This is a genomic window from Kribbella sp. NPDC026596 (assembly GCF_040638415.1).
In the GTDB taxonomy this organism is placed as follows: Bacteria; Actinomycetota; Actinomycetes; order Propionibacteriales; family Kribbellaceae; genus Kribbella.
Window position 1 is genome coordinate 1 of sequence record NZ_JBEZYF010000049.1, and the last position, 22094, is coordinate 22094.

General features: G+C 68.4%; 25 protein-coding genes. 8 read left to right on the forward strand and 17 right to left on the reverse strand.

What is annotated here, in order from left to right; genetic code table 11:
• Positions 1-153 precede the first annotated feature (153 nt).
• Positions 154-903 carry a hypothetical protein gene (locus tag AB0E63_RS31680; protein WP_360374402.1) on the reverse strand — a complete coding sequence of 250 codons (750 nt, stop codon included), beginning with the start codon at positions 901-903 and terminating at the stop codon, positions 154-156.
• Between the two features lie 332 nt (positions 904-1235).
• Positions 1236-2855, reverse strand: coding sequence for a serine/threonine-protein kinase (locus tag AB0E63_RS31685; protein WP_360374404.1), 1620 nt, complete (start codon positions 2853-2855; stop codon positions 1236-1238).
• On the opposite strand from AB0E63_RS31685, the gene AB0E63_RS31690 reads away from it, so the two are divergent.
• The gene (locus AB0E63_RS31690; protein WP_360374406.1) at positions 2751-3281 is read left to right on the forward strand and encodes a hemerythrin domain-containing protein; all 531 of its coding nucleotides are present in this window, start codon (positions 2751-2753) and stop codon (positions 3279-3281) included. The two genes, AB0E63_RS31685 and AB0E63_RS31690, sit on opposite strands and share 105 nt — an antisense overlap.
• Before the next feature lie 105 nt (positions 3282-3386).
• Here AB0E63_RS31690 and AB0E63_RS31695 read toward each other — a convergent pair whose 3' ends face one another.
• Positions 3387-3833, reverse strand: a complete 447-nt coding sequence (locus AB0E63_RS31695; protein ID WP_360374408.1) for an SRPBCC family protein — start codon at positions 3831-3833, stop codon at positions 3387-3389.
• Between the two features lie 67 nt (positions 3834-3900).
• A complete protein-coding gene (locus AB0E63_RS31700) occupies positions 3901-4122 on the reverse strand; it encodes a hypothetical protein (protein WP_360374410.1) in 222 nt (73 codons plus the stop codon).
• Between the two features lie 506 nt (positions 4123-4628).
• Here AB0E63_RS31700 and AB0E63_RS31705 point away from each other — a divergent pair.
• A complete protein-coding gene (locus AB0E63_RS31705) occupies positions 4629-4811 on the forward strand; it encodes a hypothetical protein (protein WP_360374412.1) in 183 nt (60 codons plus the stop codon).
• A gap of 6 nt (positions 4812-4817) precedes the next feature.
• On the opposite strand, the gene AB0E63_RS31710 is transcribed toward AB0E63_RS31705, so the two are convergent.
• The 3 genes from AB0E63_RS31710 to AB0E63_RS31720 all read right to left on the reverse strand — a co-directional run bounded on the left by AB0E63_RS31710 (position 4818) and on the right by AB0E63_RS31720 (position 7267).
• Positions 4818-6041: an MFS transporter gene (locus tag AB0E63_RS31710; protein WP_360374414.1), complete on the reverse strand. Its 1224-nt coding sequence runs from the start codon at positions 6039-6041 to the stop codon at positions 4818-4820.
• A gap of 71 nt (positions 6042-6112) precedes the next feature.
• Positions 6113-6610, reverse strand: coding sequence for a helix-turn-helix domain-containing protein (locus AB0E63_RS31715; RefSeq protein WP_360374416.1), 498 nt, complete (start codon positions 6608-6610; stop codon positions 6113-6115).
• A 75-nt stretch (positions 6611-6685) separates the two neighbouring features.
• Positions 6686-7267 carry an NAD-dependent epimerase/dehydratase family protein gene (locus AB0E63_RS31720; protein ID WP_360374418.1) on the reverse strand — a complete coding sequence of 194 codons (582 nt, stop codon included), beginning with the start codon at positions 7265-7267 and terminating at the stop codon, positions 6686-6688.
• Between the two features lie 148 nt (positions 7268-7415).
• On the opposite strand from AB0E63_RS31720, the gene AB0E63_RS31725 reads away from it, so the two are divergent.
• Together AB0E63_RS31725 and AB0E63_RS31730 are read left to right on the forward strand one after the other, a co-directional pair.
• On the forward strand, positions 7416-8315 hold the full coding sequence (locus AB0E63_RS31725) for an ABC transporter ATP-binding protein (RefSeq protein WP_360374420.1): 900 nt from the start codon (positions 7416-7418) through the stop codon (positions 8313-8315).
• Complete coding sequence (locus AB0E63_RS31730) at positions 8312-9082, forward strand: ABC transporter permease (protein WP_360374422.1); 771 nt, start codon at positions 8312-8314, stop codon at positions 9080-9082. Before AB0E63_RS31725 ends, AB0E63_RS31730 begins: the two co-directional genes overlap by 4 nt.
• Here the strand turns inward: AB0E63_RS31730 and AB0E63_RS31735 are convergent.
• Positions 9079-9939 (reverse strand): hypothetical protein, encoded by an 861-nt coding sequence (locus tag AB0E63_RS31735; protein WP_360374424.1) that lies wholly within the window; start codon positions 9937-9939, stop codon positions 9079-9081. The genes AB0E63_RS31730 and AB0E63_RS31735 overlap by 4 nt on opposite strands.
• Positions 9936-10208: a hypothetical protein gene (locus AB0E63_RS31740; protein WP_360374426.1), complete on the reverse strand. Its 273-nt coding sequence runs from the start codon at positions 10206-10208 to the stop codon at positions 9936-9938. Before AB0E63_RS31740 ends, AB0E63_RS31735 begins: the two co-directional genes overlap by 4 nt.
• Before the next feature lie 270 nt (positions 10209-10478).
• On the opposite strand from AB0E63_RS31740, the gene AB0E63_RS31745 reads away from it, so the two are divergent.
• The 4 genes from AB0E63_RS31745 (at position 10479) to AB0E63_RS31760 (ending at position 13953) form a co-directional block, all read left to right on the forward strand.
• Positions 10479-10763, forward strand: coding sequence for a twin-arginine translocation signal domain-containing protein (locus tag AB0E63_RS31745; protein ID WP_360374428.1), 285 nt, complete (start codon positions 10479-10481; stop codon positions 10761-10763).
• Between the two features lie 14 nt (positions 10764-10777).
• Positions 10778-12157, forward strand: a complete 1380-nt coding sequence (locus AB0E63_RS31750; protein ID WP_360374430.1) for a DUF4331 domain-containing protein — start codon at positions 10778-10780, stop codon at positions 12155-12157.
• Positions 12154-12492: a hypothetical protein gene (locus tag AB0E63_RS31755; protein WP_360374432.1), complete on the forward strand. Its 339-nt coding sequence runs from the start codon at positions 12154-12156 to the stop codon at positions 12490-12492. Before AB0E63_RS31750 ends, AB0E63_RS31755 begins: the two co-directional genes overlap by 4 nt.
• Positions 12493-12621: 129 nt before the next feature.
• Complete coding sequence (locus AB0E63_RS31760) at positions 12622-13953, forward strand: sigma 54-interacting transcriptional regulator (protein ID WP_360374434.1); 1332 nt, start codon at positions 12622-12624, stop codon at positions 13951-13953.
• On the opposite strand, the gene AB0E63_RS31765 is transcribed toward AB0E63_RS31760, so the two are convergent.
• The 8 genes from AB0E63_RS31765 to AB0E63_RS31800 all read right to left on the reverse strand — a co-directional run bounded on the left by AB0E63_RS31765 (position 13950) and on the right by AB0E63_RS31800 (position 22014).
• Positions 13950-14570, reverse strand: coding sequence for a hypothetical protein (locus AB0E63_RS31765; RefSeq protein ID WP_360374436.1), 621 nt, complete (start codon positions 14568-14570; stop codon positions 13950-13952). The two genes, AB0E63_RS31760 and AB0E63_RS31765, sit on opposite strands and share 4 nt — an antisense overlap.
• Positions 14567-15364: an amidohydrolase family protein gene (locus tag AB0E63_RS31770; RefSeq protein WP_360374438.1), complete on the reverse strand. Its 798-nt coding sequence runs from the start codon at positions 15362-15364 to the stop codon at positions 14567-14569. Before AB0E63_RS31770 ends, AB0E63_RS31765 begins: the two co-directional genes overlap by 4 nt.
• The gene (locus AB0E63_RS31775; protein ID WP_360374440.1) at positions 15361-16425 is read right to left on the reverse strand and encodes a hypothetical protein; all 1065 of its coding nucleotides are present in this window, start codon (positions 16423-16425) and stop codon (positions 15361-15363) included. The genes AB0E63_RS31770 and AB0E63_RS31775 overlap by 4 nt, the downstream gene beginning before the upstream one ends.
• On the reverse strand, positions 16422-18032 hold the full coding sequence (locus AB0E63_RS31780; RefSeq protein ID WP_360374442.1) for a hypothetical protein: 1611 nt from the start codon (positions 18030-18032) through the stop codon (positions 16422-16424). Before AB0E63_RS31780 ends, AB0E63_RS31775 begins: the two co-directional genes overlap by 4 nt.
• Positions 18033-18055: 23 nt before the next feature.
• Positions 18056-19360, reverse strand: a complete 1305-nt coding sequence (locus AB0E63_RS31785) for a hypothetical protein (RefSeq protein ID WP_360374444.1) — start codon at positions 19358-19360, stop codon at positions 18056-18058.
• A 9-nt stretch (positions 19361-19369) separates the two neighbouring features.
• Positions 19370-20209: a hypothetical protein gene (locus tag AB0E63_RS31790; RefSeq protein WP_360374446.1), complete on the reverse strand. Its 840-nt coding sequence runs from the start codon at positions 20207-20209 to the stop codon at positions 19370-19372.
• Between the two features lie 27 nt (positions 20210-20236).
• The gene (locus AB0E63_RS31795) at positions 20237-20863 is read right to left on the reverse strand and encodes a hypothetical protein (RefSeq protein WP_360374448.1); all 627 of its coding nucleotides are present in this window, start codon (positions 20861-20863) and stop codon (positions 20237-20239) included.
• 131 nt (positions 20864-20994) lie between these two features.
• On the reverse strand, positions 20995-22014 hold the full coding sequence (locus AB0E63_RS31800; protein ID WP_360374450.1) for a hypothetical protein: 1020 nt from the start codon (positions 22012-22014) through the stop codon (positions 20995-20997).
• Between the last annotated feature and the right edge of the window lie 80 nt (positions 22015-22094).

The following is a 22094-nucleotide window of genomic DNA, read 5'->3' on the forward strand; positions in this document are numbered from 1 at the left end:
GCCTCCGCCTGGAACTCGGCCTTGGCCAGCGCGAGCTCCTGGCGCGTCAGTTGTCCCAGGTCGGTGGTCAGCTGGGAGACCAGCTCGCCGACCGACCCGTCCATCGACAACCGATGCGAACCGCTGCCGGGTGGTGATCCGCTGACGGTCATCTCACAGCCCCGATCCCGGACCGAACCTGGGGGTGACGGGCGTTCCCGGATCCGGGTCGGGTGCTACCGGCGTGGGCGTCGGAGGCGGCGGCGTGGTCGGGGCGACCGGCGGGGCACTCATCGGCGCCGACGGCGGCGGGACGAGATAGTCATCGGTAGCGTCGCCGCCGACCGGCTGCTCTGTAAACCCGTTCCCGCTCGGCGATCCGACAGTGCTCGGGGTGACGGTGCTGCTCGACGTACGGGTGTCGCCTGACGCCAGCGCTCGTGTGAGGCGGCCGGCTACGACGCCGGCGGCCGCGGCGACCAGCAGGAACGTTCCGGGCTTGCGCCGCGCGAACCCGCGGACCTCTTCCAGCAAGTCACCCGGCTCGTGCTTCTGCAGGAAGTCCGCCGCCTGATCCGAGAAGTCCGCACCGTGCCGTGCCAACTGAGCGCCCAGACCGGACTGACCGTGCTCGGCCATCCCACGCAGCTCATCGCTCACCGAACGAAGTCCGTCGGCGGCCCGGTCCTTCTGCTGGCTCGCCTGCCCGATCAACTCGTCCCGTGCCTGACTCGCCAGCCGCCGGGTCTGCTCGACGGCATCCGACGTCACGTCCGATGCCTTCTCCTTGACGGTTCCCGCAACCTGACGAGCGGCCTCCGCCGATGTCTCCTTCAACTGCCCGGCTTCGTCTCGGGCTGTCTCGCTCACACCTTCCGTGGGTGGACGGTCGGCATCCATCCGATGGTTCGTCGTACGCGTCATGTGACGGCTCCTCCCAGGAGCGTTGATGGACGTCGCGAGGCCGCGTCTGATCCGCCGTCCGAGAACGACGGCAACAGAACGTGAAAGGGGGCGACCGACCAGGCCGAAGGGCGCAGCATCTCTGCCTCGCAACAAGGACTTACTGAAATGGCACTCTTCCGTACCACCACCGAAACTAGCTGCCCGGTACCCGCCACCAAACACGCAAACCAGGCAACTCGGGCGATCTTTCACAGACCTCGTACGCCGAGGACAGCCGGCGCGAGCCGTCGCCCAACGGATCGCTGTCAGGACTCGGTGCGCGGCTCTTGAGGCTCGCCGCAGGGCTGCAGCTAGTCCGATCCCGGCCCGGCATTCTGTGCGGCTGGTGATGGTGACTGGGTTGCTGGTGCGCTTGTCGTGGGTGCGTCGGTTGGCGCGGTGCTGGAGGGAGAGGTCGTGGGCGTGGGGTCGCTGGGCGTCGTGCTGGACCGGGCGGTCGTGCTGGGTGACGTGGTGGTGGGCGACGTCGTACTGGTCGGAGCAGTGCTCGGCGAAGGGGTGCCAGACTTAGACGGGCTTTGCGACGGCTGAACTGACGTGCTCGCAGTCGACTGACGCGCAGTACCAGGCTGGGTTGGGCCAGCGGTGGATGTAGTTCTCGTCGCGGCGGGCTTTGGTCCTGGCGTGCTTTGGGTCGGTTGGGGACCGACGTCGGTGGTTGGAGGCAGCCGCTTGTCGTTTTCGTTGAGTACGACGCCAGCCGTCACAGCCGCCGCCGTGGCGATGACGGCGATCAACCCCGCCACAAGGGATCTGTTTCGCATCCGATTGGGCGGCGCGCTGTCACCATCGCTGATGACGTCTTGCTTGGTGTCTAGAGCTGAGGCGGCAGGGACGGCCACGAGTGGCCAGGGGGCATGTCCGGGCGCCTGGGTACGCAAGGCGCCCGCGGCGATCTCGTCGGCCGTTGGACGGTCAGCGGGATCCTTGGCGAGCATCTGGAGCAGAACGGTCTCGAACGATCCACTGAGCTCGGGGCGGTTCGCGCTCGGTGGTGCGGGAGGAGTGTCGACGTGCTGGTACAGAATTGCCGCCGGGTGATCCGCCGTGAACGGCGGTCGACCGGTGACCAACTGGTAGAGCACACAACCGAGCGCGTACACGTCTGATGCCTTGCCGGCCTGCGCGCCTTTCGCTTGCTCGGGCGCGAGGTAGTGCGTGGTACCGATGATCTGGCCGGCCGCGGTGAGCGTGGTCGATCCTTCTCCTGGAAGGTGCGCGATACCGAAGTCCGCGACCTTGACGGTCCCGTCCGCCGCGAGCAGCAGGTTGCCCGGTTTCACATCACGATGGACGACGTCCTCCCGGTGCGCCGCGGCCAGGCCCATGGCGGCCTGTTCGACGATGTCGATGGCGCGGTCTTTCGGCAGGGTGCCGTGCTCGGCGAGTTCTTCGGCGACTGACCGGCCCTCGACCAACTCCATCACCAAGAAGAATCCGTCGTCGTGGTCGCCGAAGTCGTACACAGACACGACGTGCGCATCGCTCACCCTCGCGGCGGCTCGCGCCTCGCGATGGAATCGCTCAGCCGCTCTCACACCGTGATCGGTCGGCAACAGCAACTTGACGGCGACCAAACGCCCCAACTGCTCATCGGTGGCGCGGAAGACCTCTCCCATGCCGCCCCGACCAATTGAGGGACCCATTCTGTACCGCTTCGCAACCAGCATCCCGCCACCCGTACCCAATGCCATCCCCAGCCAACCTAACCAGGGGCCCAAGGTGGCCGCATGGGTGTGGGTACTGGTCGGGGCCAAACGAGCTGGAGGGACAGTTAGATGGCCGGGGATGTTGTTGATCTGATCATGCAGGACCACCGCGAGGTCGAGCGATTGTTCGACGAGCTCAAGGAGAATCCGGAGAAGCGTCCGAATTTGCTGCCAGTGCTGACGATCTTGCTGACCGCTCACAGTCGCGCCGAGGAAGCCGAGGTCTACCCGGTCGCGGCCGCGGAGGCCGGTGAGAAGGAAGAGGTCTCGCACAGCCAGCAGGAACATATCGAGGCGGACCAACTGCTGGCCGAACTCGCCGCGACGGACCCGACTTCACCCAAGTTCGACAGCGCGCTGCAGAATCTGGTCGACGCGGTGTCGCATCACGTCGAGGAAGAAGAGACCAAGGTCCTGCCCGGGATGCGCTCCAACCTGTCCGACAAGCGCCGTACCGAGCTCGGCGAAGCTTTCGTTGCCAGCCGCAAACAACACCTCGGCGAGCAGCCCGGCGACATGACCCGCGACCAACTCGCCCAGCAGGCAGCCAATGCCGACATCTCCGGCACGTCAGGCCTGAGCAAGGACAAGCTGCAGAAGAAGGTCCAAAGCGAAGCGGATCGCTGACAGGCCACGACGAGAACCTGAAGGAGACCCCGCAGGTTGCTACCCCGAGAGCCTTGAGTAGGGCTTCGGGGAAAGCGGGGAGGTCGTCTGGGTTGCGGCTTGTGATCAGGTTTTCGTCGGTGGCTGCTTCTCGGCGAGGAGGGCGAGGCGTTCTAGGGTTTCGGCGTTGCGGGCGCGGAGCATGACGTCTGTTGCCGCTGAGGGCATCAGGGCTACCGGACCGCTGGTTGTGTGTTCGCGCATGACGAGTCGGCAGCCTTCGGTGGTCTCGGTTGCTACGAACTCGACCTCGCCTTCGCCCACCGGCCAGACCCGGACCCGCAACAGCAGGCGGCGCAGGGGCTCGTACTCGAGGGCCCTCGTCGTGTCGTCGATCAGCAGCGGCCAGGCCCCGACCGAGTGGTGGATGCTGCGACCGGGTTCCGGGAAACCCGCTTCGACGTCGCGGACCCTGGATGCGCCGACGACCCAGCCGGCGTACGACCATCCGTCCGTCAGGATCGCGAATACGTCCTTGATGTCCGCGTGGATCAGCCGCTCGTTCTCGCTCATTGGTCGACCTCCCGTTCCTGGCCCTCAGGTACCCCACAGCGAGCACTTCATCCGAACGAGTACGCCACTAGCCGAGGACGCGCCGTGCCTGAGTCGCCATGGTCAGGTCCTCCCGCGCCGGTACGACGTACGCCGTCACCCGCGATCCAGACCCGGTGATGACCCGCTCGCCGGCCTCGTTGCTGGCGGCATCGAGCTCGACGCCGAGCCATTCGAGACGCCGGCAGGTCTCGGCGCGGACCGCTGCGGAGTGCTCACCGACCCCACCGCGCCCAAGGTGGCAGCTCACGACCCGTCGCGCTTCGACGGTGCGAGCGACGTACTCGTGCGACAACCCGTGGAAGCCGAACTTGCGCAGCCCGAACCCGGGACGCCGCGATCCGGATCGCCCGATCGAGCACGTTCGGCAGCTGCTCCGGGACCATCACCGTCAGCAGGTGGATCGCGCTGGGGGCCGCTGGTCGCCGTACGGACGCCAACCCGGCCCGTGAACTTGGCATACCCGACCGCCTCGAACGCCGCCATCTCCTCGTGCCGTGCGGCGTGGGGATCACGCCTGACCTTGTGTAACGTCTTTCGGTTGGGGCGCGATGTGGGGGGTGAAGCGTGGGCCGGTCGATGTCGCACTGCCTTGGCCGGGTCACGGCACCATCTACGGGGGTTGGTCACACGTGAGACCAACGACTCCAGGTCCCGGTGTTCAGAACAGCAGCTCCGGGACCGTCCAACTCGGCAAGCGCTGCCGGCGTGTCCGGGTTGGGGTCAGCGAACGACGGCTGGGGGGAGGACCCGACGATGTGCGCAACGACGCAACGGCTCATCACGCTGCTGCGCATCCTCGAACGCGAGCCTGCCCCCTTCGGAGCCCTCGGCGACGACGCGCTCCTCGACGCCTGGTTCGGGACCCGCTCTCCCCTCGTCGGACACCCGCAGCGCCCGGAGCCCCACGAGGACGTGCCGGCGCCTGTGTCGCCGTGACCACAGTCAAGAGCGCCGGAGTCGCAGCTGGGCGACGAGGCTGATCAGGGCGAGCAGCACGGTCGACGCGGTGTACAAGGTCACTGCCGGGATCTCCCCGAGCGGGCCGGCGAGTTGCCCGGCGATCACGATCGGAACACCGAGGGCGACGTACGAGACCAGGTAGATCCCGGCCACGACCGCGGCACGCTGGTGAACCGGAGCGAGCGGGAAGATCAGCCGCAGTGCGGCCGTGAACGCCGCGCCGAAGCCGACGCCGGCCACAGCCTGACCGACGATCATGATCGGCAGGCTCCCGGCCAGGACACCACCGATGATGCCGACCGCTCCGACGATCGACGCATGGATCCCGATCGTCATCGCCCGTCGTGGCTCGACCCTCGCGAAGGCGAGGCCGACGACGGCGGAGACGGCTGGTGCGACGAATCCGGCGAAGCCGTTGAGCAGGCCGCTGTTCAGGTGGAACACGCTGCGCACCATGCTCGGCGCGAGTCCGCCGGACAAGCCGGCGAGCATCCACACCGCGGCGACCACGGGCGCCGCCGCGGCGAACTCCCGTCGTACAGCCGGTGGGAAGGCAATCCGCGGAATCAGCGACCGCGCTGCGCCCGGCACCCGCGACACGGTCTCCGGCGACAGTACGGCGACGACGATCCCCAGCGTGGTGAGGACCGTCAGCGAGATGAAGACGATCGAGTTGGCTCGGGGCGTGAGCTGGATCGCAAGCCCCGCCAGCAACGAGCCGGCTCCGAGCCCCCCGGTGAGACCGACGCTACCGAGGACCGCACCCAGTCGCTTGCGGTTCGGCGGCGCCAACTCGACGAGCGCCGCCGTGAACGCCGACGTGGCGGCGCCGCTCGCAACGCCCTGCACGATCCGGCCGGCGATCACCCAGCCGACGTCCGAAGCAGCCAGGAACAACAGGTTGGACGCGATCTGGACGATCATTGCCCCGATCAACACCGGTCGCCGTCCGATGTGGTCGGACAGTGAACCAACGGTGAGTACGGCGGCCAGGAAGCCGACCGCGTAGACGGCGAAGGCCACCGTGAGAACGGCCGGCGCGAAATTCCACCTCTCCTTGTAGACCACCAGGAGCGGGGTCAGCGCACCGGCGGCCAGGTAGAGGCTCGTGAACGAGATCGCCGCACCGGCGACCGCGAACCCGGCCGGTAGCGTGCGACGGCGCCGACTTGACGGCACCTCAGTACGAAGCTGTGTCGACAGCAAGAGAAAGCTCCTTCGAGAAGACCAGGCGCGCTGGTCGAGAGTTGTCGATACCTGCGCGCCGGTCCCGAAGCTCAGCTGCTCTGCACGTCGGCCCAATCTCCGTTGGCGACGATCGCGAGGTCCTCGAGCTCGAGGTCGCGGCCGGATTCGGTCCGCGGACCGATGACCACCGGCTCACCGGTGCCGCGCTCCACCAGACGCAGCGGACCACCGTCCTCGGCCTGCAGGTACTTGTTGCCCCACTGCATCAGTGCGAACACCGCAGGGAGCAGGTCCCTCCCTTTGTCGGTCAGGACGTATTCGTAGCGGGTGCGTTTACCTGGCTCCCGGTACGGCTCTTTCGTGAACAGCTCGATGTCGCTGAGTTCCTTGAGGCGGGCCGCGACGATGGCGTCGGTCGACTTGGTCCGCCGGACGAAGTCGTCGAACCTGGTCGTGCCGTACAGCGCCTCGCGCAGGATCAGCATCGACGACCGCGTGCCGATCAGGTCCATCGCTCGCGCGATCGAGCAGTTGTCCAGCCGCCATGTGCTCCGGTCGGCCAGAACCCCTTCGAAGGTGATCGACATCTTCTCGTCTCCATGACTCGGTACCCGGTCCCATGGAGAGGATAGAGGCTGACTACCAGGTAAACGAGCCAGCGGTCAGTCGGTGATCACGACGACGCCGGTGGCACTTCCGAGCGCCTCGACGGTCAGGTCGGCGGCGCGATCGATGTGAACGCGCGGCTCCGCCGGCACGTCCGCCTCGTTGTAGGTGCCAGGTCCGTAGAACTGGCCATAGCTCAGTACGACGCCACCCTCGGCCAGCACGACTCGCTCCAACTCATGGACCGCCAGCTTGTCCGGGCCGTCCGGCAACTGCCAAGCCACGCTCTGCGCCAGGATCTTCGGCGATCCACTCTGCCGGGCGGCGTCGATCAGGTTCTGATTTCCTTCGGTCCGGATCCGCGCGTTCAGCGCCGTGAACTCACCGATCCGCGTCACGTCGTCCGGAAGATCGGTCAACTCGTTCAAGATCAGGTCCGGCTTGAACTCCTGGACCGCCTCGACCAGGGCGGACCGGTCGAAGACATCGCACACGATCGGTTCGGCACCGAGCTCGCTGAGCAGTTCCGTCTTGCCCGCCGAGCGGGTCAACCCGCCGACAACATGGCCGGCCGCGACCAGGCGCGGAACCAGCCGCTGCCCGATCACGCCGGTCGCCCCGGCCAGAAAGATCTTCATCCTGTTCCTCCTTCAGTTATTCTGGACTTTCAATGTCCTGGATAGACTCTAACCCCTGACTACCACAATGTCTAGTCAGCTATCGGCCACTGGACTCACTTCCACGCCGGGCGTTCAATGCCGTTGGCAAGGACCTTTGGGAGGGCAGTTGACCAGCGCGGTGATCACGGCCGACGGGCTGCGGAAGTCGTACGGGCGCCACGATGCGGTGCGCGGGATCGACCTGGAGGTTCGCGCGGGCGAGATCTTCGCCTTCCTCGGCCCGAACGGCGCCGGCAAGACGACGACCGTCGAGATTCTCGAGGGATACCGGGACCCGACCGCCGGGAAGGTCGAAGTGCTCGGCGCCGATCCGGCCCGCGCGGATCGGGAGTGGCGCTCGCGGATCGGTGTGATGTTGCAGAGCTGGCAGGTCGAGCCCGCGCTCACCGTCCGCGAGTCGCTCGAGCAGTTCGCCGGCTACTACCCACGACCGCTACCGGTCGAGGAGGTGGTCCAGCTCGTCGGTCTCGAGGAACAAGGCCGTACTCGCGCCGGCCGACTCTCCGGTGGTCAGCAGCGCCGGCTCGACCTCGGGATCGCCCTGATCGGTGACCCTGAACTCTTGTTCCTCGACGAGCCCACCACCGGTTTCGATCCGGCAGCACGTCGCGGGGCGTGGCAGATCATCGCCTCGCTACGAGAAGCCGGCAAGACCGTACTGCTGACGACTCATTACCTGGACGAGGCCCAAGCACTCGCCGACCGCGTCGCGATCCTCGTGGACGGCCGGATCCGGACCGAGGGCCCGCCGGACTCCCTGGTGGCCGGTCACGCGACGCGGATCACCTTCACACTCCCCCACGGCGTCGAGCTCCCCGCCCTCCCCGAGCCGGCCGAGGTATCAGCCGGCCGGGTCGAGCTTCGCTCCGACGAACCTGTGCCACTGGTCCACGCACTGACCGCCTGGGCCGTCCAGAACGAACTCGACCTCACCGACTTCGAGGTACGACGACCCAGCCTCGAGGACGTCTACCTCGAGCTCACGACGGGGGCGGCACAACCGTGAGCCTCGTGCGGCACCAGGTCCGCTACGACTGGAAGACGTTCTGGCGGAGTCCGAGCACGATCTTCTTCGCCGTCGTCCTGCCGATCATGTTCCTGGTCATCTTCGTCACCGTGTTCGGCAACCAGCGGATGGAACTCGCCGACGGGCAGCTGGTCAGCGGCGCGACGTACTATCTGCCGGGCATCGTGACCCTCGGGATCGTTCAGACCACCTTCACCAACCTCACCGTCTCACTCACCGCGTCCCGCGAACGCGGTCTGCTGAAACGGCTCCGCACCACGCCACTCCCGACCTGGACGTTCATGGCCGGACGCATCATCACGTCCGCGGTCGCGGCGATCCTGCTTGTCGTGGTCCTCGTGGCCATCGGGCGGATCGTGTACGGCGTCGCCGTACCGACCACCACGATCGCGGCCGGTCTGCTGGCTCTCGTGGTCGGGACCTTCACCTTCTCGGCCCTCGCGTTCGCCGTGTCGGCGGCGATCCCGTCCCAGGACGCGGCCGTACCGATCACGAACGCCATCACCCTCCCGCTGTACTTCATCTCCGGAATCTTCATCCCGCAGGAACTCATCCCGAATGGCGTCCGTGAGTTCGCGCAGATCTTCCCGGTGCAGCGGCTCTACGACGCGTTCCTGACCGTCTTCGACCCAGCAACCACAGGCGCCGGATTCGAACCCGTCGACCTCGCCATCGTCGCCGCCTGGGGCGTGGCCGCCACCATCATCGGTACGACGACCTTCCGCTGGGCACCTCGGACAAGCTAGGCCGGCAGAAGGCGATGGACCAGGTCGAGGATGCGGGACGGTGGCGGCTCCCAGAAGCTGTCGTCGGCTGACAGCGCATAGGTCAGGGATCCGCCGGCGATGAAGTCCAGCAGGCCCGGGTCGGCGAGTTCGTTGGCCGACCATTTGTAGAGCTGTCGCAGCCGCGGGACGATCACCCCGAAGTCCAGGAGCCGACCGAAACCGAGTTCCTGTCGGAGGTAGTACCGGACCTCTTCGCGCAGGGGATACTCGTCCGGCAGCACGCGGGACAGCTGGAGGAAGATCCCGGCCATGCCGACCCTTGGGTCACCGAGCAGCGGGGCGAGCGGACGGAGCCAGCCCAGTGCGATCCGGGGCGCGGCCACCAGGGCGTGGGTGTAGAGCACCCGGCAGAGCACGACGTTCATGAAGAACCGCTCGGCCGCGGTCTCCGTCTCGGCCAGCGCGCGGTGCTCCAGGTACCCGGCGACCACGCTTCCGTTGTGCGCTCGCCACCATGCCCGTGCGGTCGGGTACTGCGCGAAGGACAACCAGTACGCGACCGTGCGCGACGAAGCCGAGCCGGCCAGTTCCCCGCTCAGTGCCACCGCCTCGCAGCCGTCCCGAAGGACGCGCTCATTCACCGCCCGCCACCACGGACTCCCTGGACGGTCACTGAACGGTGGCTGCAGCACACCGCGCCGCAACTCCCATCGCATCGCCGACATCGCCGCACGCCGATAGGGCAGGTGCCGAGGTGCCTTGCCGAACGGACCGTAGTAGCAGCGCTGCATCAGCGCGAGCCGACCGGACGGGTCATCCCGGACGGCCGCGACCTGCTGCTCGGCCCAAGCAGCGGCCGTCATGCCAGAACTCACCGCAACAGGATGGCACTCAACCCCAGGCCCGCGATCACCACACTGCAGGTGACGAGCAGGCTGACGAGCAGCGGGGCCCGGACTCTGCGCGGTGGCCTGTCGTGGCCGCGGGGCAACTCTTCGTGACGGCCGAGCGCGGGTCCCCACCCGAACGGGGCGAACGGCGGATCGCCGCCTGGCATTCCCGGTAGCGGATGGCTGTCGTAGTACGGCATCGATCCGTCGGGCAACGCCGGGCGCGGCTTCGCTGTCCTGTCCTGGTCTGACAAACCTCACTCCTCCCCACGACACCTGCGGCCACTCCCCAGTACCCACAACACGACAGGTGTGACATCGAATGTACGACGTCATCCCGACACCGGCGAGGGCCGAATATCCACGCCGCCGCTGTCGCTCACACCGTGCAGGCGGGCGGAGACGTTCCGTCGAATTTCCTTCCCGACAAGGGGTTCGGCCTATCCGCCCGGCGGCCGGCGCCGAACGCGAGGTGGTCCGACTGCCGGTGTTCGCCGGTGGTCCAGGCAAAGGGAGGAACAGTCATGAGTGACGCCACACGCCGCGGATTCCTGGTGTTCGCGGGGGCGGGCACGGCGGCCGCGGTCGGTGCGGTCGCAGCGCCGAAGATCTTCAGCGACCGGCCCGAACCGACCGCACCACAGGCCGCATCGAAGCTGACGGCGGCCGAGCTGGCCAACGCCGAGTCGTTCGTCGTGCACGTCAAGAACGTCAAGAAGGGGCAGATGGCCATCATGGTCGGCCAGCGCGAAGTCCTCGTCACCGATCACGAACTGGCCGAGCGCCTGGCCGGCAAGACCACGGCCTGAGGAAGGAACCTGTCATGTCCTCGCACCGCGAAGCGCCCGAGATCTCGAAGGATCCGGTCGCCGACAACACCGATGTGTACGCGTTCGTGTCCCCGGACAAGCCGGACACGGTCACGATCATCGCCAACTTCATCCCGTTCGAGAACCCGTACGGCGGCCCGAACTTCTACGAGTTCGGCGACGACGTGCTCTACCAGATCCACATTTCCAACAGCGGTACCGGGAGGGCGGACATCAGCTACCAGTTCCGCTTCCAGGCCAAGATCCGCAACCCCAAGACGTTCCTGTACAACACCGGCCCGATCACCTCGATCAAGGACCCGAACTGGAACCGCCCGCAGTTCTACTCGGTCACCCGGGTCGAGGCCGGCAAGTCCCGGATCATCGCGCGTGACCTCGCCTCACCGCCGGTCAACGTCGGAGTCCGCAGTACGCCGAACTACACCAAGCTGGCGCGGCAGGCGATCCACACCATCGGGAGGAACCGCCAGGTCTTCGCCGGTCAGCGCGCGGACGGCTTCTTCGCCGATCTCGGCAGCATCTTCGACCTCGCGACCCTCCGGCCGTTCCAGATGGCCCACCTGATCCCGTCGGCCGCCGCGATGGGTGTCAACGGGCTGCAGGGATCCAACGTGCACACGATCGCGCTCCAGGTCCCGATCAGCGACCTGACCCGCGACGGCTCGACTCCCAAAGACGTGCTGGACCCGAAGTCCGTCATCGGCGTCTACGCCTCCGCGAGCCGGCAGCAGTCCCGGATCCTCGACGACCTGAGCGGTGACCCGATCTGGCACGGCCCCTACAAGCAGGTCTCGCGGCTGGGCAACCCGCTGTTCAACGAGGTCATCGTGCCGATGGCCGAGAAGGACAGGTGGAACCGCCTGGCACCCAAGGACGACAAGGCCTTCGCGAAGTACGTCACCACGCCGGAGCTGGCCGGGCTGTTGCCGGTGCTCTACCCGGGTGTGTTCCCGCGGCTGGCGGCGTACAAGAAGCCCCGGGCCGACCTCGCGGCGATCCTGCTGACCGGTATCCCCAAGGGTGTCGTGCCCGGCTTCCAGAACTACACCGGGCCGGTCCAGGCCGACATGCTGCGGCTGAACGTCGCCGTACCGCCGTCGAAGTCGCCGAACCCGCTCGGGCTGGTGGCAGGCGACGCGGCCGGCTTCCCGAACGGACGCCGGGTCTTCGACGACGTCGTCACCGTCGAGCTGCGCGCGGTCGCCGGAATCACGATCCCGCTGGTCGACCCCGCCTTCAAGCCCGACGACGCGGCCGGTGCGATCAAGGACGGTACGTCGAACACGAACTCCGACTACCTCAACTGGTTCCCGTACCTCGGTACGCCGGCCGGCGGCTACTCGTCCACCCCCGGCAAGCCGGCCGTCGCATGACCAGGCCGCTCACGAACGCCGAGGAGAATCCCCATGCGGGTAGGGGATCCTCGGTCCTGCTCGACATCGGCGACGACATCGGCGCGATCGTCGTCACCGCCCCCGCCGAGTTGTACGACGCCGAGATCGTCCGCCGCCCGGCCGGCGAACACCGTCATGGGCACTTTCCCCATGTCGGAGTGGTCCAACGATCCGCGCCCGACGGCCACACCATCCACTCGGCAGTCTTCTTCGACGTACCAGAAGGCCGCTACGACCTCGCCGTACTGCCCGACGGTCCCGTCCGGCTCACCGTCAACGTCTCCGGCGGCCGGGTCACCGAAGTGTCCTGGTAGCAACGCCTGAACTCTGGCACAAGGCAAACCGGCCACCTACCCTCGAAACAGGGGGTGGGTGGCCGGCTGCAGCCGGCAATGGCGGGTGAGAGGCCCACGCCCTAGCGGGGTTGTTTCCCGGGGGATCTGATGACGTGGGTGCTCGACCTTGGCCTAGGTGCACGTACCAAGGCGATCGCGCGTGCAATCAGCGCCGCACACCCCGACCTGCGCCTGGTGACAGCTCCCGAACCAGGTGAGCTGACCGGCGTCGTCGTGTGCTCGGCCGTCTCCCGCGATCTCGAACAAGCGCTGGCGATGGCGGCGTCGTCCAACGCCCATGTGATCGTCGTGTCGGAAGCCGGACACAGCCTCGAGCCCTGGTCGCTGCTGGCGTGTGGTGCGACCGATCTGATGATCTGGCACGACGATCCCCGACCGATCCAGGCTCGCCTCGAGCGACTGATCGAGGTGGAGAACGTGGTCGAGTCTCCACCCGTCGCCGACGTCATCCGGGGCAGCAGCCCGGCCTTGCGACAGGCCCTGCGAGACCTGGTCACGGCCGCCAAGTTCGGCGGCGGGCCGATCCTGATCACGGGTGAGACCGGGACCGGGAAGGAGCTGGCCGCGAAGGTGGCGCACACGGTGAGCGCGGCCGGCCGGTCCGGGCATCTCGTGGTGGTGGACTGCACGACCATCGTGCCCAGCCTGTCCGGCTCGGAGTTGTTCGGCCACGAACGAGGTGCGTTCACCGGCGCGGTCAGCGTGCGAACCGGCGCGTGCGCGGCGGCGAACGGCGGGACGCTGATGCTCGACGAAGTGGGCGAGCTCCCCCTCGAGCTGCAGCCGGAACTGCTGCGCGTGGTCCAGGAGGGTATGTACAAGCGAGTCGGCGCGGACACCTGGCAACACACGAGCTTCCGGCTGATCTGTGCCACCAACCGCGTCCTCGAGGACGACGTCACCGCCGGCCGGTTCCGGGCCGACTTCTACTACCGCATCGCCGCGTACTCGGTGCAGCTGCCACCGCTGCGGGACCGTCCCGGGGATCTCATCCCGCTGTTCCGCAGCTTCCTGTCCGAGGCCCAAGGCCAGGCCGAACCGGCGGAGGTGACACCCGAGGTGGAGGTCGCGTTGCGGCGCCGCGACTACCCCGGCAATCTCCGGGACCTCCGGCAGCTCGCCCACCGGGTGGCGTCGCGGCACGTCGGCCCGGGCCCGGTCACCCCAGGAGATCTCCCGCCGTCGGACCGCCCACTGTCCACGGACGGTACGGCCGACAGCCGGGCGCCGACCCTGATGGACGCGATCCGGCAGCAGCTGCGGCAGGGCATGACGCTCAAGGAACTGCGCGACTACGTTGCCGACCTCGCGGTGGCGGCCGCGATGGAGGATTCCGGTGGCAGCATCCGCGCGGCCGCGGCACGGCTGGGCGTCACCGACCGGGCTCTGCAGTTGCGCAGGGCGAAGCGCCGTACCTAAGCAACAGCCATCGCCTCCAGCTCAGACGCTAGCTCCGCGTACAACGGATCGCGCACTTGGCGCGCCAACTCGCGGTAGAAGTCGGCGAGCTCGGAGTAGGTCATGTCCGGGCCTGGTGAGGGACCGCCCGCGGTCGTCCACTTCCGCTGCGGAGTCGCCAGCGCGACCGCCAGTTTCACCCGCTCCTGGACGACGGGCTCGACCGCCCAGCCGAAAGCGGGCGCATGGTCCACCGGCGGGTGACTCATCGTCGGTTCCAGTTTGGTGAATCCCAGGTAGTGCCACCTCCCCGGCTGGTTGTACGCCGCCAGCGTGGGTTTCGGCTTGGCGTTCACCACCACCGCGTAGACCCGCAGGTACTTCGCCATGCCCTTGCTGAGCGGATTGCCGCGGGCGTCGGTCCCCACGTAGGTCGCGAGCACCCCGCTCGGGAGGTTTGCCTTCTCCAGGCGGGCGCCGAGCTGAGCCAGGCCGGAGCGGATCCCGGAGAGCGTGTGTGGCTTGATCTCCACGTACCCCGGCGTGCGCAGAGTCAGGCTCTGCCCCGGCGAGGATGCGGGCGGAAGGAAGCTGGTCGCCCAGTTCCGGACCTCGGACTCCTGCGGTGAGATGGTCATCGTTTGTACCTCCGGTTCTGGGTGGCCGCTCGATCAGGCGATGGCCGGGCCGAGCGGCGGGCGGTCCGGGTCAGTCGCAGGAGGTTGCCCCCGAGCACCAGAGCGGCGTCCTCGGCGGACAGGTGGAGGGCGTGGATCTTGCTGATCTCCACCGCGGGATGGAGGAACGGACCGTCGGATCCGAACAGCACCTTGTCGGGTCCGGCCCGGCGGACCGCATCGGCCAGTACGTCGAAGTACCGCACGCCGGCGGTGTCGGTGAAGAGGTTCGGCAGCCGGACCAGTTGGTCGACGAAGGCGATCTGCGCCTTCCAGTCGTCGGCGAACGAGGACAGGTGCGGGATGATCCACGCGACCTCCGGGTACGACGTCGCGGCCATCTCGACCGTGGCGGTATCGCCGGCCGGGTCGTACAGGATCGGCAACTGCCGGCGTCGCGCCACCTCGGCCACCTCACGGGTGATCCGGCCGTCGCGCCAATGCACCTTGATCCCGCACGCACCCCACGCACGCGCCTCATCCACCATGGCAGCGATCCGGCCCCGATCGGTCACGGGATTGACGAAGGCGAAGCCGAAGTAGCATCGCGGCTCCGCGGTCACCATCGCGCCCACCGCTCGATTGGCCGTGCGGTAGTCGGAGGTGAGCGGCGCCAGCAGCACCGTCATGTCGATGCCGGCCTCCTTGGCGCGCTCGCGATAGCGGTCGAGCGATGCATCGGTGTCCCACGGGCCGGTGAACCCGTCGCCGAGGCCGGCGTGGCAATGCGAATCGATGACCAGGGACCGCCTCATGCCACACCTCGCTGTCCAGCGAGCAGCGCCGCGGTCAGCCGTTCGAGATCGGCAGGTGAGTGATCGGCACGCACCAGGACGGTGAGCATGGCTCCTCGGCGGCACCGGGACTGCTGCAGTAGCGCGCGGATGCCGGCCGACTGAAGTCGCGACCACCACCTCTGCGCGTCCGATCCTGGCAACCGGATGCTCACGACCGGGAACGGCAGGCCGTTGGCCGTCAGGCCGAGGTCATGCAGTCGGCTGCGCAGACGCAGAACCTGCCCCTGCAGCCGGGTACGGCGAACTCGGTTGCCGCTCGGGTCATGCAGAGCCGTGCTCGCAGCCGCCAGATCCGCGGCCGAAGGCGGACTGCTGTGCACCCGGTTGCCACCCTCCCCCGCCAGCCGCCTGATCGTCGTGGAATCGCCGGTCGTCACCGCCAGCGGCGCCCCGAAAGCCTTGGCCAGCGAGGCGACCCACACGATGCCCGCGTGATCCAGTCCGCACCACCTCGGCGTACCGCTACCGTCGCCGAACACCTCGCCTCGGCGTTTGTTGCCTAGGACACCGAATGCCAGCGAGTCGTCGACGATGAGTGCGCCGCCCGTCTCGCGGGCCAACTGCTGCAACTCCGGCAGCGGCGCCGGCCGGTTGCAGCCGGGGCACCACCCATCGGTCAGGACGAACAGCCGGCGACCGGTCGTGGGGACGATCGCCTCCGGGCGGTGGTGCGGATACCTCCGCACCACGGCGCCGTTGGCTGCGGCCCGCAACGCCGCCCACTCGGCGAGCGAATAGGCCGCCGAGTCGATCGCGACGACGTCGCCGCGTTGCGGAATCATCCCCATCACGTCCATCAGCGCATGCAGAGCGGAACGTCCGACCACGCCGGCCTGCGCACCTTGCGCTGCCGCGACGGTGTCAGCGACTCGGTGCGCATCGGCCGCCTCGTGCAGCACCGTCGGTACGCCGGTCGTGAGCGAAGCCCATGGCGGCAGCGACCCGCTGCCGTGGTGCAGGCCGAGGAACAACGACGAGGTGAAGTCGAGCCTCGGGTCCAGTGCGGCATGACCGGTCACGCTCGGCGGATTTGCCGGCCGCCGCGGCGCGCCAGCAGGACCGAGGGCATCGTGGCGTCGACCGTGGTCGCCAGATCGACTCCGGTGACAGTCCGGTACGCGTGCAGGTAGCGCTGGACTTCGTTGCGCCAGGTCAGTGCCCAGTTCGCGGCGTCCTCGCGGGTCCGGCTCGACTCGTTCCAGCGTCCGTGCCGGATCGAGAGCAGCAGTTGCTCGCCATGGACGGCCAGTTCGAAGAAGTGCGTGATGCTGGCCTCGGGCCACCCCTGGATGCTCTTCATCGTGTCGACCCGGTCCATCCAGTCCTCTTCGTACGGAACCATGGTCGGGCCGCCGAGGAACTCCCGCATCTCCGGCTGGGCGAGGATCCACTGCATCGTCAGCATCTCCGCGCGGGCCACCAGCGGAAGGTCGGCGAACTGGTTGTGCGCCCCATGCGCGAGGACCAGGTGCACCTCACGCAGGCTGCTCAGCAACGGGAACGCGTCCGCGTCGACGGTCTTGTCGTCGCGTTCCTTGTAGAACTCGTGCGCCGCGTGCAGAAGCGCGTGGAAGCCCTCGAGGAACTGCGTCCGCCGATCCACCATCGTGTACGGCGGTGGCACGGCCCGGCCGACCAGCGGTAGCCCGTACTGCACCATGTACTCCGCCGCCCGGCGACGTACCGTCAGCCGGCTCTGCTCGTCCTCCGCGAACCCCCACAGCAGGTTGCGCAGTGGTAGCAGCGGATTGAGGTCGAACCGGGCCAGAGCGTCGTACTGCGGTCCGATCCGGCGGTTCTGGAACCGCGCGAGGATGTGGTTCATCGTCTGCACGAGACCACCTTCCTCATGCCAGTAGTTCCAGATGAGCTCGACAAACGGCACATTCGGCAACGGGAACAGCGCAGCGGGTCCGCCGCCGGCCCTGGTCGCCACACTGACGTCGTTCCGGACCGGAACGTCGGCGGCGAAGCGCAGTAACGGCTGGGCCAGGTCATCGCGCTCGCTGCTCACGTAGGACCGCTCGAGCCCGCCGGCCACGGTTCCCGGCGAGATCTCGTGCTTGAGCAGCTTCCGCTTCTCGACCGCGCGCAGCGGGTCGGCGGCTGCCTCGACGAAGGTCTCGGCGGCCCGGAACAGCCGGCGGTAGGCGTCGGTGCCGAACCACTCGGGTCCGGACAGACCGGTGAGCTTGGGCTCGACGAACTCGTGGAACTCCTCGAACCGCAACTGCCCGGTGAGTTCGCGGATGAAGCTCCAGAGCACCTCGTCGTCGCTCTGCGGCGGATCTCCTGCCACCAGGGCGACCGTCTGGGTCGGTACCTGCGCAACAGCCGCGGCGAGCACCGGGATGGTCACCTCCGGGTCCCCCTCGAAGGGCCCGGTGTCCTTTCCCCTGGTGATCGTGAGCGTCTTGGACCCTTCGACGCTGAAGAGCATCTCGGGTTCGAAGTCCAGGCCGCGCCGCATGCGATGGGCGATGCCGGTGCCGAAGGGGTTGACCTCGTCGGTCGCCACGGTGAGCCGGAAGGTGTAGTCGCCCGGGTCGTCGGTGTCCTCCAGCAAGAGCTGTAGGACGGCCAACTGGCCGGCCCGGATGGGGTCCGGTGTCCACGAAACTTGCACGGTCGTGTCCTTTCAATCGTTCTTCATGACGCCCGGCGCGCGGACGGCAGGTGGTTGGTATGAGGTCGTTGGACGACGTCGAGGCTGCTGCGGACCGCCCAGGCCTGGAGGAGGGCCGACAGCAGGTCGCTCTCCGCCTCCGGGCTGATCAGGTCGGCCGCCTTGGCCTGGCCGATGACGGCGAACACCAGCGACGGCGGCCGGCGCGCCATCACCGCGACATCGCCGGCCCACTCGCGGTGCAGCCGGATCAGCCGTTCCGGTTGGCGTTCCCGGGCCGGCCAGATGTCTCCAAGCCGCCGGCCGTGCAGGGCGGGTGCGCGGTGCGCGAGCAGCAGCCGGACGAAGGACGGGATCGCGGCCTCGAGCCGCTCCAGGTCGGTACGACGGCCGGCCGGCAGCTCGTGGGTCGGATAGAGCTGCTTCCAGGTGTGCCGCATCGCCGCCCACTGCGGGTGCGGGTACACGGCCTCGCCGATGGTCGCGCTGATCAGGACGCGCAGGTACGGAACCGGATGCGGGTCACTGCCGGACGGCCGGAAGACGAAGAAGGCCGGTAGGCTGACGACGGCGAGCAGACCGACCGTGGACGTGATCCCGAGCTTCCCGACCGACCAGCAGTCGGCGACGATCTCACTGATCCACTTGTCCCACGTTGGCCAGCAACCCTTGGGATCCTTGGTCGCCGCCCGGGCGATGTCGACCCGCAACGACTCGACCAGCCCCAGTTGCGCAGCTCCCTGGTGCCCCACCTCGTGAACCAGTGAGCTCGCGACACCGCTACCCACCATGCGCTCCCGGGGCACCCGGATGATCGCGACCGGGTTCGAATCGCCGCCGGGCAAGCGCGTGCGGGCCCGGCGGATCGCGGCACCGGGACCGCGGGCGAGGTAGCACACGGCCGGCACCTGCTCGTAGCCGTCGAGGTCGAGCCGGAGTGCGTCCCGCGCCAGTACGTCGAGACCGGACAACCACACCCCCGTCCCGTGCTCGCTGCGCTGGGTGATCACCTCGGTGAACAGATCGAACTGGGACAGCACGTCGTTGAATCCCAGCCGGATCAGCACGAAGCGCCGCTGCTGTTCGGCCGCGCCCGCCCGCCGACCCTGGCCGTGCAGCCAGTCGAGGTATCCATGGACCTTCTCCCGAAGGCGGCCGCGGCTCGCGTGCAGGAAGCGCTCGATGATCACCTGCGCTTCGTACGGGAGCGTCGCGGCGAGCACCATCGTCTCGTGCAGCGCGAAGGGCCTCACCTGGTCCAGACGGGCCAGCAGCCCTCGAGCCTCATGCTCGAGCAGGCGCGTCGCCAGGCCTCCGGGATCGACCATCGGAACCTCTCACGCACCAAGGACGACGATGCGGCCACCCCGGCGTACCCAGCGCCCGGACATGGCCCGTGACCCGTTGCTGCTGGGCGGACGGCCCGCCGCCTCGCCCTCGCCCTCTCCGGACTCGTAGTCGTCGCCGCCCTGCCACCACCCATCGGGCTCGCCGCCGTAACCGCCGCCGGCGTAGTCGTCCCCACCGCCGTACCACGGGGCCGGCTCGACGTACTGCCACGCCGGCCGGTAGCCGCCGCCGTACGAACGCCGGCGCGAGCGCCACGGCGACATCCGCTGGCCGGATTGGAGCAGGCTGGGCGCGTAGCGGCGGGCCGAGCTGATGCTGGCCGCACGGACGGCTGCCCGCATCGGCACGTTCTGCGGGGCGCGCGCCGCGTTGGAGTACGCGCCGCGGGCGAACCGGACGTAGCGGCTCGCGGCCTCCCACTCGGCCTCGACCTCACCCATGGACTCGGCTTCCTGCGCCTCGAGCAGACCACCTGCCATCGATCCCAGCTTGGCACCGATCGCGGTCCCGGCCCCCGGCAGCACCATGGAACCGAGTGCTCCGCCGACCATCGGCAACGCGGTCTTGGCGACGTTCTTCAGTACGCCGCCCAGCGCCTTGCCGATCGGCGACTTGACGAACTTCGACGCGCCCTTGATCACGCTGCTGGCCAGCTTGCCGAGGAACCGGTCCAGCTCAGCCTCGGTGGTGACCTCCAGCAATTCCTGGACGAGCTCGGCTTCCATCGCCTCGGCTTCACCCTCGTACGCCTCGCCCGACTCCCACTCGGACTCGGCCTCACCAGGAAACTCGTAGCTCTCCCCCGGGATCTCAAATGCCTCGTACATGCCGGTGTCCCTTCTTTCTTGGCTGTATCACGCGTCGAGGATGATGATTCGGTTGCCGCGACGGATCCAGCGGCCCTCGCTGCCGCGACCGCCGCCGGCCGCGCCCCGGGCCCCCACCAGTCCGGGCAGATGCCGCTGAGCCGCGGCGATGGCAGCCCGCTGGGCGGCCACCGCGGGCGGCATCGTGGGAGGCGCCTGCGCGGCGCCGCGGGCGGTCTCCTCCGCGAAGCGGACGAAAGCGCGTGCGGTCTCGTACTCGCGGTCTTCGGCCGACAGCCCCTCGGTCTGCAGCCCCAGCTCCAGCCTGCCGCCGAGCCACTGACCGGCCCGCTGGCCGATCGCGCCACCCCGCCCGGGGGCCACGGTGTCGCCGACCAGCTTCCCCAGTTGCGGCAAGGCCTGCTTGGCCGCCGACTTGAGGATCCCGCCGACCGCCCGGCCGGCATCGGAGCCGGCGAAGCCGCGGGCCGCGGAGATCGCGCTGCTGACCAACTGGCCGAGGAACCGGTCGAGCTCGGCCTCGGTCGTCACTTCCAGCAGCTCCGAGGCCAGCGCCAGCTCGTTCTCCGACGTCTCGCCGAACTCCTGGTACTCGTTGTACTCACCCTCGCCGAAGGCTTCGGACTCGAACAGCGCCCGGTCGATGTCGTGCATGGATATCTCCTTCTCCGCGTGGTCTCACCCACCTACTGCACAATTCGTGCCAACTCGGTCGAGCGCCCGTACGGCCTGCGCATGCGAAGCGCTCTTCGTGCGGAAGCAGTGGATCGGACCTGCGACCGAAGTCAGGTTCGGCGGCGGAGCCCGCCTGCCGCGATGCCCAGTTCGGCGCGGTACTTCGCGACCGTCCGGCGGGCGACGATGTGTCCGCTGTCCGCGAGCGCCCGGCACAAACGGGCATCGCTGACCCGGCCGGCCGCGGCCAACTCGGCGATCCGCGCCTTGATCGCGACCGCGCCGCCGAGCAGGTCGGCGAGTGCGACGATCTGCCCGTCCGGATCGCGCAGCAGCTTGCCGGCAACGCAGCGACTGACCGTCGACGGGTGCAGCCCGAGCTCGACGGCTACGTCGGTCCGGGTGAGCGGGACGTGGCCCGCCGGTCCGCGCGCGAAGTACCCAGCCTGTCGATCGACGATGTACGTCGCCACCCGGCGCAGCACGCTTCCCCGGATGTCGAGTTGGCGGAGCAGCTCTCGGGCAGCGCGTTCGTGTCCGCCGAGCCAGGCCACGGCTTCGGCGTCGGCCCGAACGGCGGGCGTCACCTCGGCCAGGCGCAGACCGAACCACTCGCTGTCGGGAACCTCGACCTCGAGGACTCCCGAGCGGGTCCGATAGACGAAGACATCCGGGATCCCCGACGAGCCCGTCCGTTCGGCTACCTCGACGGCGGCGACGGGCCGCAGCTTCGCCCGAACCAGCCGGAACGCTGCTTCGACGTCCTGCTGCGAAAGCCGGAGCACTCCGGCGACGGTCGCTGTGTTGCCTGCGGCAACGGCTTCCAGGTGGTCCCGCACCAGGGGGACGATCCAGGGCTCGGCCTCGCCGGCCGTCACGAGTGCGCGGGCCTGGGCGAGCAACAGGTCGATGACGGAGGTCTCCGCGACGCCGACCGGTCCGGCCGCCTTGATCGCGCGGACCGCTTCGGCGACCGCCTGCGGCGCGATGCCGTGCGCTGCCGCGATCTCGTCCGGCTCGGCGTCGAGCAGTCCACGGCGGGTGAGATGTGCGATCACGACTGGCAGCACCTCTCGGCAGTCCGACCGGATCTCGCAGGCAGCGGCCGACTCCAAGGTGTCGAACGGCATGACGGTTGGATCGCGACCGGTGTAGCGAGGTACGCCGGAACACCGCTTGCAGCTGTTCGACGTACGGTGGCGACCGCACC